Origin of the sequence: Rhodococcus globerulus NBRC 14531 (genome assembly GCF_001894805.1) — a bacterium.
Taxonomy (GTDB): domain Bacteria; phylum Actinomycetota; class Actinomycetes; order Mycobacteriales; family Mycobacteriaceae; genus Rhodococcus_F; species Rhodococcus_F globerula.
Genome location: NZ_BCWX01000002.1, coordinates 69,996 through 84,324 on the forward strand (window position 1 = coordinate 69,996; position 14,329 = coordinate 84,324).

General features: G+C 60.8%; 14 protein-coding genes. 12 read left to right on the plus strand and 2 right to left on the minus strand.

Annotated features, from left to right (window positions below; genetic code table 11):
* Genes RG2_RS08945 through RG2_RS08975 form a run of 7 tightly spaced genes read left to right on the plus strand, consistent with a single transcriptional unit; the run spans position 1 to position 8,502 of the window.
* Positions 1 to 474: a (2Fe-2S)-binding protein gene (locus RG2_RS08945; protein WP_033232798.1), complete on the plus strand. Its 474-nt coding sequence runs from the start codon at positions 1 to 3 to the stop codon at positions 472 to 474.
* Positions 471 to 2,858 (plus strand): aerobic carbon-monoxide dehydrogenase large subunit, encoded by a 2,388-nt coding sequence (locus RG2_RS08950; protein ID WP_033232800.1) that lies wholly within the window; start codon positions 471 to 473, stop codon positions 2,856 to 2,858. The genes RG2_RS08945 and RG2_RS08950 overlap by 4 nt, the downstream gene beginning before the upstream one ends.
* A 30-nt stretch (positions 2,859 to 2,888) precedes the next feature.
* Positions 2,889 to 3,773, plus strand: coding sequence for an XdhC family protein (locus tag RG2_RS08955; protein ID WP_033232802.1), 885 nt, complete (start codon positions 2,889 to 2,891; stop codon positions 3,771 to 3,773).
* Positions 3,770 to 4,642, plus strand: coding sequence for an AAA family ATPase (locus tag RG2_RS08960; protein ID WP_033232804.1), 873 nt, complete (start codon positions 3,770 to 3,772; stop codon positions 4,640 to 4,642). Before RG2_RS08955 ends, RG2_RS08960 begins: the two co-directional genes overlap by 4 nt.
* Positions 4,639 to 5,229: an SRPBCC family protein gene (locus RG2_RS08965; RefSeq protein WP_033232806.1), complete on the plus strand. Its 591-nt coding sequence runs from the start codon at positions 4,639 to 4,641 to the stop codon at positions 5,227 to 5,229. The genes RG2_RS08960 and RG2_RS08965 overlap by 4 nt, the downstream gene beginning before the upstream one ends.
* Positions 5,226 to 6,419 carry a vWA domain-containing protein gene (locus RG2_RS08970; RefSeq protein ID WP_033232808.1) on the plus strand — a complete coding sequence of 398 codons (1,194 nt, stop codon included), beginning with the start codon at positions 5,226 to 5,228 and terminating at the stop codon, positions 6,417 to 6,419. Before RG2_RS08965 ends, RG2_RS08970 begins: the two co-directional genes overlap by 4 nt.
* 46 nt (positions 6,420 to 6,465) lie before the next feature.
* Positions 6,466 to 8,502 carry a bifunctional copper resistance protein CopD/cytochrome c oxidase assembly protein gene (locus tag RG2_RS08975; protein ID WP_033232810.1) on the plus strand — a complete coding sequence of 679 codons (2,037 nt, stop codon included), beginning with the start codon at positions 6,466 to 6,468 and terminating at the stop codon, positions 8,500 to 8,502.
* Positions 8,503 to 8,506: 4 nt separating this feature from the next.
* Here RG2_RS08975 and RG2_RS08980 read toward each other — a convergent pair whose 3' ends face one another.
* Entirely contained in the window at positions 8,507 to 9,082 is a 576-nt protein-coding gene (locus RG2_RS08980) for a TetR/AcrR family transcriptional regulator (protein ID WP_033232812.1), read from the minus strand.
* 101 nt (positions 9,083 to 9,183) lie between these two features.
* Here RG2_RS08980 and RG2_RS08985 point away from each other — a divergent pair, with 101 nt between their 5' ends.
* The 4 genes from RG2_RS08985 (at position 9,184) to RG2_RS09000 (ending at position 11,931) form a co-directional block, all read left to right on the plus strand.
* Positions 9,184 to 10,281, plus strand: coding sequence for an aromatic ring-hydroxylating dioxygenase subunit alpha (locus RG2_RS08985; protein WP_033232814.1), 1,098 nt, complete (start codon positions 9,184 to 9,186; stop codon positions 10,279 to 10,281).
* A gap of 36 nt (positions 10,282 to 10,317) precedes the next feature.
* The gene (locus RG2_RS08990; protein WP_033232816.1) at positions 10,318 to 10,647 is read left to right on the plus strand and encodes a hypothetical protein; all 330 of its coding nucleotides are present in this window, start codon (positions 10,318 to 10,320) and stop codon (positions 10,645 to 10,647) included.
* Positions 10,647 to 11,354, plus strand: a complete 708-nt coding sequence (locus tag RG2_RS08995; protein WP_033232818.1) for an SDR family NAD(P)-dependent oxidoreductase — start codon at positions 10,647 to 10,649, stop codon at positions 11,352 to 11,354. Before RG2_RS08990 ends, RG2_RS08995 begins: the two co-directional genes overlap by 1 nt.
* A gap of 166 nt (positions 11,355 to 11,520) precedes the next feature.
* On the plus strand, positions 11,521 to 11,931 hold the full coding sequence (locus RG2_RS09000) for a single-stranded DNA-binding protein (protein WP_033232820.1): 411 nt from the start codon (positions 11,521 to 11,523) through the stop codon (positions 11,929 to 11,931).
* Between the two features lie 2 nt (positions 11,932 to 11,933).
* On the opposite strand, the gene RG2_RS09005 is transcribed toward RG2_RS09000, so the two are convergent.
* Positions 11,934 to 12,395, minus strand: coding sequence for a MarR family winged helix-turn-helix transcriptional regulator (locus tag RG2_RS09005; RefSeq protein ID WP_033232822.1), 462 nt, complete (start codon positions 12,393 to 12,395; stop codon positions 11,934 to 11,936).
* Positions 12,396 to 12,485: 90 nt separating this feature from the next.
* On the opposite strand from RG2_RS09005, the gene RG2_RS09010 reads away from it, so the two are divergent.
* On the plus strand, positions 12,486 to 14,318 hold the full coding sequence (locus tag RG2_RS09010; RefSeq protein WP_033232824.1) for an ABC transporter ATP-binding protein: 1,833 nt from the start codon (positions 12,486 to 12,488) through the stop codon (positions 14,316 to 14,318).
* Positions 14,319 to 14,329: the final 11 nt, after the last annotated feature.

Below are 14,329 nucleotides of genomic sequence, written 5' to 3' on the forward strand. Positions count from 1 at the left end.
ATGCGGGTATCGATGACGGTCAACGGTGAGCCGGTGTCGGAAGACGTGGAACCGCGCATGTTGTTGGTGCATTTCCTGCGAGACCAACTGCAGCTCACAGGAACTCACTGGGGATGCGACACCAGCAATTGTGGGACCTGCGTGGTGACGGTGGACGGGGAACCGGTGAAGTCGTGCACCATGCTCGCGGTTATGGCCGACGGTCACGAGATCGGAACCGTCGAAGGTCTTGAACGAGATGGTGTGCTCGACCCCATTCAAGAGGGATTCATGCACTGCCACGGATTGCAGTGCGGTTTTTGCACTCCCGGGATGATGATCACCGCGCGAGCGCTCCTTGATCACGATCCTGACCCTGACGAACTAACAATCAGGGAAGCGATTTCCGGTCAGATCTGCCGCTGCACGGGATACACGACGATCGTGCGCTCGGTGCAATGGGCAGCGGCGCATCCGGTAGGAGGTGCGTCATGACCAGCGTGGACTCGGCGCCTGAGTTGGAGGTCAACGACGGAAAGCCGTGCGGGCATGGGCGAATGCTCCGCAAGGAAGATCCCCGCTTCATTCGAGGTCAGGGTCACTACGTCGACGACGTGCAACTGCCTGGCATGCTGCATCTCGCAATTTTGCGTGCGCCGGTGGCACATGCTCGGCTGGTGAGCATCGATACCACTGCGGCGCAGGAACATCCGAAGGTGAAGGCGGTGGTGACAGGAGCGGATCTGGCCGCGCAAGGTCTTGCATGGATGCCGACGCTGTCCAGCGACGTGCAGGCGGTACTGGTTACCGACAAAGTACGCTTTCAAGGGCAGGAGGTCGCATTTGTGGTGGCCGAGGATCGGTACTCGGCGCGGGACGCCTTGGAGCTGATCGAAGTCGAATACGACATCCTCGATCCGGTGATCGACGCGCGTACTGCATTGTCGCCGGACGCACCGGTGATCCGCACCGATCTCGACGGCAAGACGGACAATCACTGCTTCGACTGGGAGACCGGTGACAAAGCTGCCACCGACGCGGTGTTCGCTGCAGCCGACGTTGTGACAAAACAGGAAATCGTCTACCCGCGTGTACACCCGGCTCCGATGGAAACCTGTGGGGCAGTTGCCGATTACGATCGTGTCTCCGGGAAGCTGACCCTGTGGTCCACCAGTCAGGCGCCGCACGCGCATCGCACTCTCTACGCTCTGGTGGCAGGTTTACCCGAGCACAAGATCCGGGTGATTTCCCCGGATATCGGGGGCGGGTTCGGAAACAAGGTGCCGATCTATCCGGGGTATGTGTGCGCGATAGTCGCTTCACTCGTGACCGGGAAACCAGTCAAGTGGATGGAAGATCGCAGCGAAAACCTCACCAGCACAGGATTTGCCCGCGACTACATCATGCTCGGGGAGATCGCGGCAACCAAGGAAGGCAAGATCCAGGCCATCCGTACTCATGTGCTGGCCGACCACGGGGCATTCAACGGAACGGCGGCGCCCACCAAATACCCGGCCGGTTTCTTCGGCGTCTTCACCGGCAGCTACGACCTCGAGGCTGCATACTGCGCAATGACGGCGGTGTACACGAACAAGGCTCCGGGCGGAGTTGCCTACGCGTGCTCCTTCCGGATCACCGAGGCGGTCTACTTGGTGGAACGGTTGGTCGACTGCCTGGCGTTCGACCTGGACATGGACCCCGCGGAACTGCGATTGAAGAACCTGTTGACGCCAGACCAGTTTCCGTACACGAGTAAGACCGGCTGGAAATATGATTCGGGCGACTATGCGACAACCATGCGCAAAGCGATGGACATGATCGGCTACGACGCATTACGACGTGAGCAAGCCGAGAAGCACTCGCGCGGCGAATTGATGGGCATCGGCATGTCCTTCTTCACCGAGGCTGTCGGCGCGGGTCCACGCAAGAACATGGACATCCTCGGGCTGGGAATGGCCGACGGTTGCGAATTGCGAATACACCCCACCGGTAAAGCGGTAGTGAGGATTTCGGTTCAGACACAAGGGCAAGGACACGAAACGACGTTTGCTCAGATCGTGGCTGAAGAGCTCGGGATTCCGCCGGACGATATCGACGTCGTGCACGGCGATACCGACAACACTCCATTCGGGCTGGGCACCTACGGCAGTCGATCAACGCCGGTTTCCGGTGCCGCCGCTGCGCTGGTTGCACGCAAAGTGCGCGACAAGGCCAAGATCATCGCGTCGGGGATGCTCGAGGTGTCCGTCGCGGACCTGGAATGGGAGAAGGGGTCCTTTCATGTGAAAGGCGATCCGTCGGCAGCGGTCACCATCGCGGACATTGCGATGCGGGCACACGGTGCCGCCGATCTGCCCGAGGGGATCGAAGGCGGTCTCGAAGCTCAAATCTGTTACAACCCCGAGAATCTCACCTATCCCTATGGTGCCTACTTCTGTGTGGTCGACATCGACCCGGGTACCGCGCAGGTGACTGTTCGCAGATTCCTCGCGGTGGACGACTGCGGAACCCGGATCAATCCGATGATCATCGAGGGCCAGGTGCACGGCGGTATCGTCGACGGTATCGGCATGGCGTTGATGGAGATCATCAGCTTCGACGAGGACGGCAACTGCCTCGGCGGCTCCCTCATGGACTACCTCATCCCGACAGCGATGGAAGTACCCAACCTCGAAACCGGGTTCACCGTGACCCCGTCGCCCCACCATCCCATCGGTGCCAAGGGAATTGGGGAAAGCGCAACCGTCGGCTCGCCGCCGGCCATCGTGAATGCGGTGGTCGACGCGTTGAAGCCCTTCGGGATTCGGCACGCGGACATGCCGTTGACACCGTCGCGGGTGTGGGAAGCGATGAATGGTCGAGGTAGGCCACCTATCTGAGAAAGGCTGGATCTGAGAAAGGGTTGGGCAATGAACGGCACCACTCACGACGTGCGATTGCGCGCCGAGCAATTGATCGGTGAGCGGCGCCCCTTTGTGACCGCAACCGTCGTCCGGGCCCAGCAACCCACGTCGGCGCATCCCGGAGATACGGCAATAGTGTTCTCGGACGGAACAATCGAAGGATTTGTCGGCGGGCAATGTGCTCAGAATTCGGTACGCGAAGCAGCCAGAGGTGCTTTGGACAGCGGTGAAAGTGTGCTGCTGCGAGTACTTCCCGATGGAGCGCCGCCATTTCCGAAAACCAGCGGTGCCGACGTGGTGGTCAACCCGTGTCTGTCCGGTGGCGCGATGGAAATATTCTTGGAACCCACGCTGCCGGCACATGTGCTGTCTCTGTACGGCGATACCCCGATCGCGGATGCGGTGGTCGAGTTTGCCCGTGTGCTTGACCTCGACGTTGTGCGGAGTTCTGCGGCGGAAGCCGTGACTGAGGATGCAACAGCCGTGATTATCGCAAGCCTCGGCGGCGAAGAGGCGCTGACGATCCGCGCTGCGCTCGATGCCGGAGTGCAGTACATCGGCCTGGTCGCAAGCCGAGTGCGGGGCGCCGCGGTGCTCGAACAACTGGAGTTGGCGGATTCGGAGCGAGCGCGAGTTCACACCCCGGTCGGGATGTACATCGGCGCCAAAACGCCAGCAGAGATCGCACTTTCCATCGTTGTCGACGTGGTCCGCGCTATCCGTCTCGATGGTGTGAGTGTCGCGCGGAATGACCCGGTGGCGAAGACGGCCCTCGATCCGATCTGTGGAATGACAGTCACCATCAATGCTGACACACCACATCTCGAGGATGACGGCGTCGACGTGTGGTTCTGTTCACCGGGTTGTCGGCATAAGTACGAGAAGACATGAGCGGCGAATTCTCCGATGTCGCGGAGTTGATCCGCCGCTTCGACGCATATGACTATCTCTTGGATGTGGGCACGGCAACGGCGTTGTATCTTGCTCTGGAACTGGGGCGGCCACTGCTGCTGGAAGGTGAGCCGGGTGTGGGGAAGACCACTGCGGCAAAGGCTTTGGCGCTCTCGCTCGATGCGCCGTTGATCAGGTTGCAGTGCTACGAAGGGCTCAGCGCCAACGAAGCTCTCTACGACTGGAACTACCAACGTCAGCTGCTGGCGATCAAACTGTCCGAAGCGCGTGGGGATGCGCTCGACGAAGCCGATCTGTTTACCGAGGAGTTCCTGCAGGAACGCCCGATTCTGCGATGTGTGCGGCACCGCGGGCCGGCAGCTCCTGTGCTGCTCGTCGACGAAATCGACCGTGCGGACGACGAATTCGAGGCGTTGCTCCTCGAGTTTCTGGGTGAATCGGCCGTCACGGTTCCCGAACTGGGCACGTTCACAGCCATGCGCCCTCCGGTGGTGGTCTTGACGTCGAACCGCAGCCGCGATCTCCATGACGCGCTCCGGCGGCGTTGCCTCTACCACTGGATCGACTATCCCGAGCCGGAGCGTGCGGTTGCGATCGTACGACGCATGGTGCCGTCGGCGAATCTGGCATTGATCGAGCACGCCACCGCGTTTGTCGGACAGATTCGAGGTGCCGATCTCGACAAGGCGCCGGGCGTCGCCGAAACCATCGACTGGGTATCGGCTCTTGTGACTTTGGGGGTGGCTGATCTGGTTCGGGAGGACGTCGTTGTCAGCTTGGGTGCATTGGCAAAAACTCCGGACGATCGCGCGGTACTGCGCGGCGAGTTGATGAAAGGGCCACCATGAAGATCGCACACGAATTCACCGTCACCGCACCCGTCGAGGAGGCGTGGACAACCCTCACCGACCTCGAAGGAATCGCGCCGCTCCTGCCAGGCGCTCAGATGACCGGACGCGAGGGAGACGATTTCCTGGGCACCGTGACAGTCAAAGTGGGTCCGGTGCTCAGCGAATTTGCCGGCCGCGCAACATTCGTGGAGAGGGACGAAGAAACACACAGGGCTGTGATCAATGCCCGCGGCCGTGACAAGCGCGGATCCGGAAATGCGAGCGCCACCATCACCGCGCAGCTACATCCCGAAGGAGCGCAGACACGAGTGAGTGTGGACACCGATGTGAAGATCGTCGGAAAACTGGCGCAGTTCGGCAGTTCCATGATCACGCAGGTATCGGAGAAGTTGATGGGGGAGTTCGCGGAATCGTTGGAAGAGAAACTAGCCGGACCGGCACAAGCTGTGGAAACACCGAATGCCGAACCTCTCGACTTAGTCGAACTTGCCGGCGGGTCCGTCGCGAAACGTGTTCTGCCACTTCTTGTTGCGGTGGCTGCGGCGATCGTCGTGTTTGTGTTGCTGCGTCGCCGAAGCAGATGATTCCTGACGCGGGCGCGACTTTATTGCGCGGTGTGGATGTTGCTGCCTTCGCGACCGCCTTGGTCGACCTGTTGCGTCGGCACGGAGTTGGAGTGTCGGCCGTCGGGGCCGCCAACTTCAGTGAAGCCGTGCATGTCCACTCGCCACGCACCCGGACACAGTTGTACTGGACCGCGCGGATAACTCTGATCAACCGTCAGGAAGATCTCGAGGTTTTCGACGCGCAGTTCGAGCGAGTTTTTGTCGGTGCGACTCTGGGCGTGGACCCGATTGCGAGGCGGGTGGGCAGTGACCGCACGGTCGGCGACGCGACTCTTCCTGTTGCTGGTGTTTCTAGTGGGGGCGCGGACATCATCGACGTGCCGTGGATCGGGCGTGCGACGTCGAGTGGGCGAGAAGCCGTGCCGGACCAGGTTCGGCCGGGTCTACTACTCCCGAGCGCCCTTGCCGGGAAATCCGAGGAGCCTTTTGCTCAGTTGAGCCCGAGCGATCTTGCACTCCTCGGGCAGTGGATCGAACAAGCGGCGTCGGACTGGCCACGGCGCCGCCGGAGAAGACGCAGACTCGGCCGGCGCGGAACCGTCGACCTGCGCGCAAGTATGAGTATCGCGAGGCGCACCGGATTCGAATTTGTCCGCCTCGCCCGTGCCCGCCCACAGCAGCGGCCCCGCACGATTGTGGTGCTGTGCGACGTCAGTCGCTCGATGCACGGATACGCGGACATGTATTTACATCTGATGCGAGTCGCCGCCCGGCGCGGCGACGCCGAAGTTTTTGCATTCTCGACCACGTTGACCCGGCTCACTCCGATCCTGGCGCATCGCAGCGCCGACGCGGCCATCGCCGAAGCCAATAATCGAGTTGTCGATCGGTACGGCGGCACCCACATCGGAACATCTCTTGCGTCACTGCTCGCCTCACATCACGGACACACATTGAGAGGGGCGGTAGTCGTCATCGCCTCCGACGGTTGGGATAGTGACGATCCCGACATTCTCGTGCGCGCTCTGGCCCGAGTCCAGCGCCGCGCCCACCGGGTCGTGTGGCTCAATCCGCGTGCAGGTGCGACCGGGTTCGAACCCCTGACCGGTTCCATGGCAGCGGCCTTGCCCTACTGCGACACCGTGCTCCCGGCTGATCGATTGTCCGCTCTGCGGGCCTTGTTCACGACCATCTCCGACGCACAGTAGTAGGTGGATTGTCGTCGACGATCCCATAGGTCCTACCCTGGTAGCTATGGCTACACCCGACCTTGCGCAGACGCAGTCCCCTCCACAAACGAGCGTCCGCGCTTCTTCGACCGCAATCTTTGTGGTCTGTGGACTGATTGCCGGGATGGTCGCAGCTCTCGTCGTCGGGTTTTCCGCATCTCAGGCGTTGACCCTGCTCGGCATTCCCGACCCCGGCGCGATCACGACATATGGGCTGCCCGCAGTTCGCGCTGTTGCCGAGGTTGCCGCTGTCATCGCGATCGGCTCACTGCTGTTGGCGGCGTTTTTCGTGCCACCACAAAAGTCCGGTGTGCTCGACGTCGACGGCTATCGAGCGGTCCGGACAGCATCGCACGCCGCGATCGTGTGGGCGGCATGTTCGCTGGTGCTGATCCCGCTGACGCTCTCCGATACGTCGGGTCAGCCGTTCTCCGAAGCGATCAAACCGGCAAATCTGTGGTCCGGACTCGATCAGGTGGAAATCGCCGGTGCCTGGCGCTGGACGGCCGTCATAGCTGTGGTCCTGGCAATTCTGGCTCGGCTGACACTGCGCTGGTGGTGGACGCCGTTGCTGCTGGTGGTCGGCTTGCTCGGCCTTATGCCCCTCGCTCTCACCGGGCACTCGTCGTCGGGGGGCTCGCACGACATTGCTACCAACAGCCTGATCTTGCACCTCGTTGCGGCGTCGCTGTGGGCTGGTGGATTGTTTGCGCTCCTGGCTCACGCTCGCCGCGGCGGTGACCACACGGATGTCGCTGCTCAGCGCTTTTCGACGGTCGCCACCATTTGTTTTGTCGTCATGGGTTTCAGTGGTGTCATCAACGCGATTGTGCGTCTCCCACTCGACGACCTGTTCACGACGACGTACGGTCGCCTGATCGTCGCGAAGATCGTTGCGTTGATCGTCCTCGGATTCTTCGGGTGGTTGCAGCGCAGTCGCGCGTTGCCTGCGCTCGCCGAGAACCCGAACTCCCGCTCGGCGCTGATCCGTTTCGCCGGCGGCGAAGGCATCATCTTTGCTGCCACCATCGGGCTGGCAATCGGCCTAGGCCGCACACCGCCGCCTCCGCCGACGAGCATCCCGACCATTCCCGAGGTCGAACTCGGCTACAACCTGCCGGACCCGCCGTCGTTCATGGCATTCGTAACCGAGTGGCGTTTCGATTTGATGTTCGGCACAGCCGCGATCGTCGCTGCGGTTCTGTATTTTCTCGGCCTGCGCAAGCTGTCGAAGCGTGGCGATTCCTGGCCTGTCGGCCGCACCATCTCCTGGATGATCGGATGCGCGGTCCTGCTGATCGCGACCTCGTCGGGCGTGGGCAAATACGCGACCGCGGTGTTCAGCGTTCACATGGCCGGACACATGGCGCTGTCGATGCTGGCGCCCGTTCTGTTGGTTTTGGGCGCGCCCATCACGTTGGCGTTGCGCGCTCTCGAACCCGCGGGCAAGGACGGTGTACCCGGCATTCGTGAGTGGATACTCGTTGCCCTGCACAGTCCGTTCTCGCGATTCATCACTCACCCGATTGTTGCTGCGGTTCTCTTTGTCGGCGGCTTCTACGTGCTCTACCTCGGCGGTATCTACGGAGCCACGGTCGATTCCCACAGTGCGCACCTGCTGATGAACCTGCACTTCATTCTCAGCGGCTATCTCTTCTACTGGGTGGCGATCGGAGTCGACCCGTCGCCGCGCCAACTCCAACCCGTGACCAAACTGGCCATGGTCTTCGGCTCGCTCCCGTTCCACGCGTTCTTCGGTATCGCCTTGATGAGCACCACCACGATCATGGGCGGCGAGTTCTTCCGTTCACTTGGCTTGGGCTGGAACGACGATCTTCTGGGTGATCAGAAGTTGGGCGGCAGTATCGCCTGGGCTACGGGTGAGATCCCGCTGATGGTGGTCATGCTCGCCCTGCTGGTGCAGTGGTCACGCTCCGACCGGAAAACGGCCGTGCGAACGGACCGCGCAGCCGAGCGCGATCACGACGCAGACCTGGCCGCGCACAATGCGATGTTTGCCGAACTTGCCAGGCGCGACCGTGAGGGCTGGGGCCCGCGCTGATCCCTCAGGATTGCGCGACCACGGCTGCGACGAGGCCGTGAACCGAAGCGGCGAGGCGCTCGGTTTGTCGCGTTCGGATGTGGTGAAGGACGACGTCGGGGTTGAGAACGCTCAGTAGCACTCTGGACATCACCACGGCGTCGACATCAGGTGTGGCCACTTTGAGCAACTCGGTGATGTGACGATGCCAGAAGGCATTGATTTCTTCGGCTTGTGAATCGGTGGTGGCGTTGTCGTACGCAATCATCAGTTCGACGTTGTCGACGATCAGCCGGAACATCGCGTCGAAAAAAGCAAGCAATCTGTCGGACGCGGGTGCACCTGGTCCCAGTGGCGGGTCGCCTTCGTTGACCGCGTCGCGCAGAGTCTGAGCGCGCTCGAGAACCAGCGCTCGCATCAATCCCGCACGACTTCCGAATCGATGGAAGATCGTGCCCTTGCCGACCCCTGCCGCTGTGGCTATCTGGTCGATGGAGACGTGTTCGGCCCCGAACTGCGCGAGAAGTGACTCTGTCACGTCGAGAATCGCTCGACGATTTCGAGCTGCATCGCTGCGCTCCCGTTTCAATTCCTGACCCATGAGCACGCCTTTGATTGACAAGTTGACCGGCGGTCCATATGTTACAGGAACCCGTATGTTGACCGTCGGTCATGTTGTTGGGATTGGAAAGGGACGCACAGATGCCGCATTTTCCGAAGCCGCCCGAGGGAAGTTGGACTGAGCATTTCGGCTTGGATACCGGGCCGATTACGTTCGAGGATTCGATCAGCCCCGAGTATTTCGAAGTCGAGCGCGAAGCCGTCTTCGGCCACACCTGGCTCAACGTAGGTCGAGTCGAGCAGGCGCCTGTTCCCGGAAGTTACTTCATCCGGGTGATCGACGCAGTCCGCGCCTCAGTAGTCGTTACTCGCGGCGCCGACGAGTCCGTGACTGCCTGGTCGAGTGCCGGGAACGGCTTGGTTCCGCTGCAGGTCGATGTGTGGGAAGGGTTCGTATTCGTCAATTTCGATGATACAAACACGATTTCGCTGGATGACTACCTCGGAAAGTTCGCTGCCGGCATGACGGGCTATCCGTTCGGCCGGATGACTCAGGTCTACAAGTATCAGGCGCACGTGCGCAGCAACTGGAAGCTCTATATCGACGCATTCGCCGAGTTCTATCACGCGCCGATCCTTCATTCGAAGCAGTACGTGTCCGACGAGTCCAACAAGCTCAAGAGCTACGGTTTCGAGGCGCTCGCGTACGACATCGACGGACCACACGGAATGGTGTCTTCGTGGGGAGGCATGGCTCCGCCGAAGGATCCGATGATGGTGAAACCGACGGAGCGACTGTTGCGTAGTGGCAACTTCGGTCCATGGGACAAACCCGATTTCCCCGAACTTGCCACGCTGCCAACCGGACTCAATCCGACGAAGCATAAATCCTGGGGTCTCGACTCCTACGTCCTGTTCCCGAATTTCATGATCGTGGTGTGGGAACCCGGGTGGTACCTCACCTACCACTACTGGCCAACCGCCTACAACGAGCACACCTTTGAAGGCACGCTGTACATGCCGCCACCGAAGAACGCCACCGAGCGTATGCGGCAGGAAATGGCTGCGGTCACCTTCAAGGAGTTCGGTCTCCAGGACTGCAACACGCTCGAAGCTACGCAGACAATGCTCGAGTCGAGAGCTGTATCGCATTTTCTACTGTGCGATCAGGAAGTGCTGGTCCGTCACCTGCACACCGCCTCGCAGCGGTTTGTCGACGAGATTTTGCTACGTACGTAACTCGCCACGGAGTAAAAGGAATCAGGAGAAAAACAGATGCCCAACACTTTGCCCGTTGCCTTCGCGGATCTCGAACCCTTCGCGGAGTGGGCACTGCCCACCGAAGCTGAGCGCTATGCAAAGCGCTTGTCCAGCAACATGACCGAACTGCAGACGTTCTACGACGCAGCCTTGCCTCGATTGTTGGACGCGGGGAATTATCTCGACGAGTTCCCGCTCGATGCTTTGCCTGACGACGCCTATCGGCTACTGCAACTGTGTTATTCGCTGATCAACGTGTCGTTTCCCATCGAGGCCTGGTCGCAACCGAGGGTGCCGGATACCGGCGCATCAACCATGGATGCGATCTTCGAGCCGGTGCCCTGATGACAAAGACTGCTGTCATTACCGGAGGGGCTTCGGGAATAGGTCAGGCCATCGCTCGGCGTCTGGACTCCGACGGCTATCAGGTTGCCACCATCGATTGGACGCCGAGTGACTCCGAGAATGCCCACACCGCAGACGTCACCAGTCGCGAGCAGGTCGATGCGGCAATGGCCGCGATTCGCGAACGGCTCGGTCCGATCACTGTTCTCGTCAATGCGGCAGGCATCGTCGGAAACGGCCGCTTTGTCGACATCGACTTCGACGAATGGCAGAAGGTCATCGGAGTCAGCTTGAACGGGACCTATCACTGCACCCAGGCGGCGCTGCCCGACATGATCGCGGGAAAGTGGGGCCGGATCGTCAATATCTCTTCTTCCAGTGCGCATTCGGGTCAGCCATACATGGCGCACTACGTTGCGGCGAAGTCCGCGGTCAACGGGCTGACAAAATCTTTGGCCCTCGAATTCGGTCCATTGGGTATCACGGTGAACGCAGTGCCACCCGGATTCGTCGACACTCCGTTGCTGCGACGCGACGAGGAACTCAATCGACTCGGTGGAAGCGTCGATGACCATATCTTGACGACGCCGGTCCGTCGGGTCGGCAAGCCCGAAGACATCGCGGCGGCCTGTGCCTTCCTGATCTCGGACGACGCCAGCTACATCACCGGGCAGATCCTCGGGGTCAATGGCGGCCGTAACACCTAGCACCACACACCGACACTGCCCGGACCAACTGGTCCGGGCAGTGCTGTTTTTCCACAGGCACTGTGTTCATCCCCAGGTTCATTTTGATTGTGACGGCAATTCTGTTTTCGATTCAGAATCTTTCAGGTGGGATTCAGTGGGCAAAGAGATTCAAGGGGGATGGAACATGTACGAGACATCTGCAACGGTTGTCGGCACCGTCATCACCAATCCGGTGAAGCGGCAAACCACCAATGGTGAAGAGGTGCTGAGCTTTCGGATGGCCAGCAACGCACGACGTAAGGATGCGGTGACCGGGGAATGGACCGACGGCGCGACGCTCTACCTCACGGTCACGTGTTGGCGACGGCTGGTCACCGGCGTCGGAGCATCCATCATGAAGGGTGATCCGGTGATGGCGACGGGGGAGTTGCGCACCAACGAATACACCACGAAGGAGGGGATTGCTCGTTCCGATCTGGAGATGAGAGCAACTGCGGTGGGGCCCGACCTTGCCCGGTGTATCGCAAAGATCGAACGGCACAGCAAACCTGTGTCAGGGGACGAACCGACAGAGACAGAGACTGCGGCGGCTTAGGTTTAGGCGCGAGTTTTCGGGCAGTCGCGGGGGCGGCCGTGGTCGTGCCCCGCGTCTACTCGCTCGAGCAATTCGGTCAGAACAGCTCGTTCGGATTTGTCGAGGTCGTCGAAGATATCTGCGGATTCTCGGCGTTGAGCCTGTGCGACCTCGGCCGCGAGGGCGGCACCGGCATCGGTGAGCTCGAGGAGCACTGCTCGTCGGTCATGGGGGTCGGGAGTGCGCTTGACCCATCCCGCCGCTTCGAGGGAATCCACGACATCCGTGGCGGAGCGGGGAACGATGCGCAGCTTTTCCGCGAGAAAGCCCAATCGGACCGGTTCGCCTACTCGGGTGAGCACTCTCAGAGCACGACTCTGTGACGGGGAGAGGCCAAATGGCTCGAGGGCCGCGACCTGGCGTCGTCGAATGGTTCGCGCCACGGACAACACGACATCGGTGAGTTCGCGCTCTCGGGAATGCATGGCGTCAGTCTAGCGTTGTTGGTGTCAGCCTCATAGTGAGGTAACCTCATCAATATGAAATTAAGGTGAGAAAGCCTCCAGGAGGTAAACGTGAAACCAGATCACATCAGAGATTTCGAAAACTCCGCTGTCGAGACCACTCCGGCGGACCCCGTATCACCACGACGTGTCCTCGAGCTGTTCACGCCGTATCGGACACAGATCGCCATCGTCACGGCGGTCATCACGCTCAGCGCCATTGTGGCCTTGGGTAGCCCACTGCTCCTGCGCGAAATGCTCGACAAGGCAATCCCGGACAAGGACCTCGGACTGGTCAGCATCCTGGCAATCGGCATGATCGCGATTGCCGTGATCACCAGTTGTCTCGGTGTTGTGCAGACGTGGATGTCCAACAGCATCGGCCAGAAACTGATGCACCAACTGCGTGTCCGGGTGTACACGCACCTGCAGAATCAGTCGCTGGGGTTCTTCGCGAGAACCAGGACCGGTGAGGTGCAGTCACGTATCGCCAACGATATCGGCGGAATGCAATCGGTTGTCACCAACACAGCCACGTCGATTGCGCAGAACGCGACCACCGTTGCAGCGACGATAGTTGCGCTCTTCCTGCTCGACTGGCGACTGGCGATCTTCTCGCTGGCGATCCTGCCGGTGTTCATCCGGATCGCCCGCAAGATCGGTAACGAGCGCCGCAAGATCTCAGGCAAGCGGCAGAAGTTGCTCAGCGATCTGTCCGTTCAAGTTGAGGAATCACTCTCGGTCAGCGGCATTCTGCTGGGAAAGACAACCGGTGCGAAGTCCGCGTTGACCGACCGCTTCGCCGAACGCTCGGCCGAGGTCGCCGACGTCGAACTCCGAGCGATGATGGCCGGTAAGTGGCGCATGGCGTCGATGTCGATCACGTTTGCGGCCATGCCGGCACTGGTCTACTGGTTTGCGGGATTCACGCTCGACCACGGCAACACCATCACCGTCGGCACGCTGGTCGCGTTCACGACCTTGCAGACTCAGTTGTTCCGGCCCACCATGATGCTGCTCAACACGGGCGTCGAGGTGCAGAGTTCCATGGCATTGTTCAGTCGCGTGTTCGAGTACCTGGACCTGCCGATCGACATCGCTGATCCGGAAGAGTCGAAGGAGTTCGACGTATCGGCACTGTCGGGCGAACTGCGATTCGATCATGTCGACTTCTCATATCCGGGAACAGAGCGCAAGATTCTCGACAACATCGACCTCACAGTCCCGGCCGGCGGAACACTGGCGCTTGTCGGCTCCACCGGTTCTGGCAAGACCACCCTTGGTTACCTGGCCGCGCGGCTGTACGACCCGACGGCGGGATCGGTCAGGATCGACGACGTCGATCTGCGGGACCTCGATCTGGCGACGGTCTCGGATCTGGTCGGCGTTGTATCGCAGGAGACATATCTGTTCCACACGACGATTCGCGAGAATCTGCGGTTCGCAAAACCGGATGCAACCGATGACGAGATCGAGCAAGCTGCGCGGATCGCCCAGATTCACGAGTTCATCTCCGGCCTGGATGACGGTTACGACACCATGGTGGGTGAGCGCGGTTACCGCTTCTCCGGAGGTGAGAAGCAACGCATCGCCATCGCACGGACAGTCCTGCGGAATCCGCCGATTCTCGTTCTCGACGAAGCGACGAGTGCGTTGGACAACCGCACTGAGCGCGCGCTGCAGGACGCACTCGACGAACTGATGGTCGGACGCACCACTTTGGTTGTGGCGCACAGGCTTTCCACGGTCCGTGACGCGGATCTGATCGCTGTTCTGGATCAGGGTGTTGTCGTCGAGAAGGGCACACACGACCAACTGGTGCAACAAGGCGGACGGTACGCGCAGCTTCTCGCAGCTTCTTCCAGCGAAGCCTTGGAACTGCCGACCGAACTGCAGAGCGTGTGAACCCGTCGACG

Coding starts and splice junctions, on each gene's coding strand:
- RG2_RS08945 (WP_033232798.1), top strand. CDS start 1: ATGCGGGTATCGATGACGGTCAACGGTGAGCCGGTGTCGGAAGACGTG.
- RG2_RS08950 (WP_033232800.1), top strand. CDS start 471: ATGACCAGCGTGGACTCGGCGCCTGAGTTGGAGGTCAACGACGGAAAG.
- RG2_RS08955 (WP_033232802.1), top strand. CDS start 2,889: ATGAACGGCACCACTCACGACGTGCGATTGCGCGCCGAGCAATTGATC.
- RG2_RS08960 (WP_033232804.1), top strand. CDS start 3,770: ATGAGCGGCGAATTCTCCGATGTCGCGGAGTTGATCCGCCGCTTCGAC.
- RG2_RS08965 (WP_033232806.1), top strand. CDS start 4,639: ATGAAGATCGCACACGAATTCACCGTCACCGCACCCGTCGAGGAGGCG.
- RG2_RS08970 (WP_033232808.1), top strand. CDS start 5,226: ATGATTCCTGACGCGGGCGCGACTTTATTGCGCGGTGTGGATGTTGCT.
- RG2_RS08975 (WP_033232810.1), top strand. CDS start 6,466: ATGGCTACACCCGACCTTGCGCAGACGCAGTCCCCTCCACAAACGAGC.
- RG2_RS08980 (WP_033232812.1), bottom strand. CDS start 9,082: ATGGGTCAGGAATTGAAACGGGAGCGCAGCGATGCAGCTCGAAATCGT.
- RG2_RS08985 (WP_033232814.1), top strand. CDS start 9,184: ATGCCGCATTTTCCGAAGCCGCCCGAGGGAAGTTGGACTGAGCATTTC.
- RG2_RS08990 (WP_033232816.1), top strand. CDS start 10,318: ATGCCCAACACTTTGCCCGTTGCCTTCGCGGATCTCGAACCCTTCGCG.
- RG2_RS08995 (WP_033232818.1), top strand. CDS start 10,647: ATGACAAAGACTGCTGTCATTACCGGAGGGGCTTCGGGAATAGGTCAG.
- RG2_RS09000 (WP_033232820.1), top strand. CDS start 11,521: ATGTACGAGACATCTGCAACGGTTGTCGGCACCGTCATCACCAATCCG.
- RG2_RS09005 (WP_033232822.1), bottom strand. CDS start 12,395: ATGCATTCCCGAGAGCGCGAACTCACCGATGTCGTGTTGTCCGTGGCG.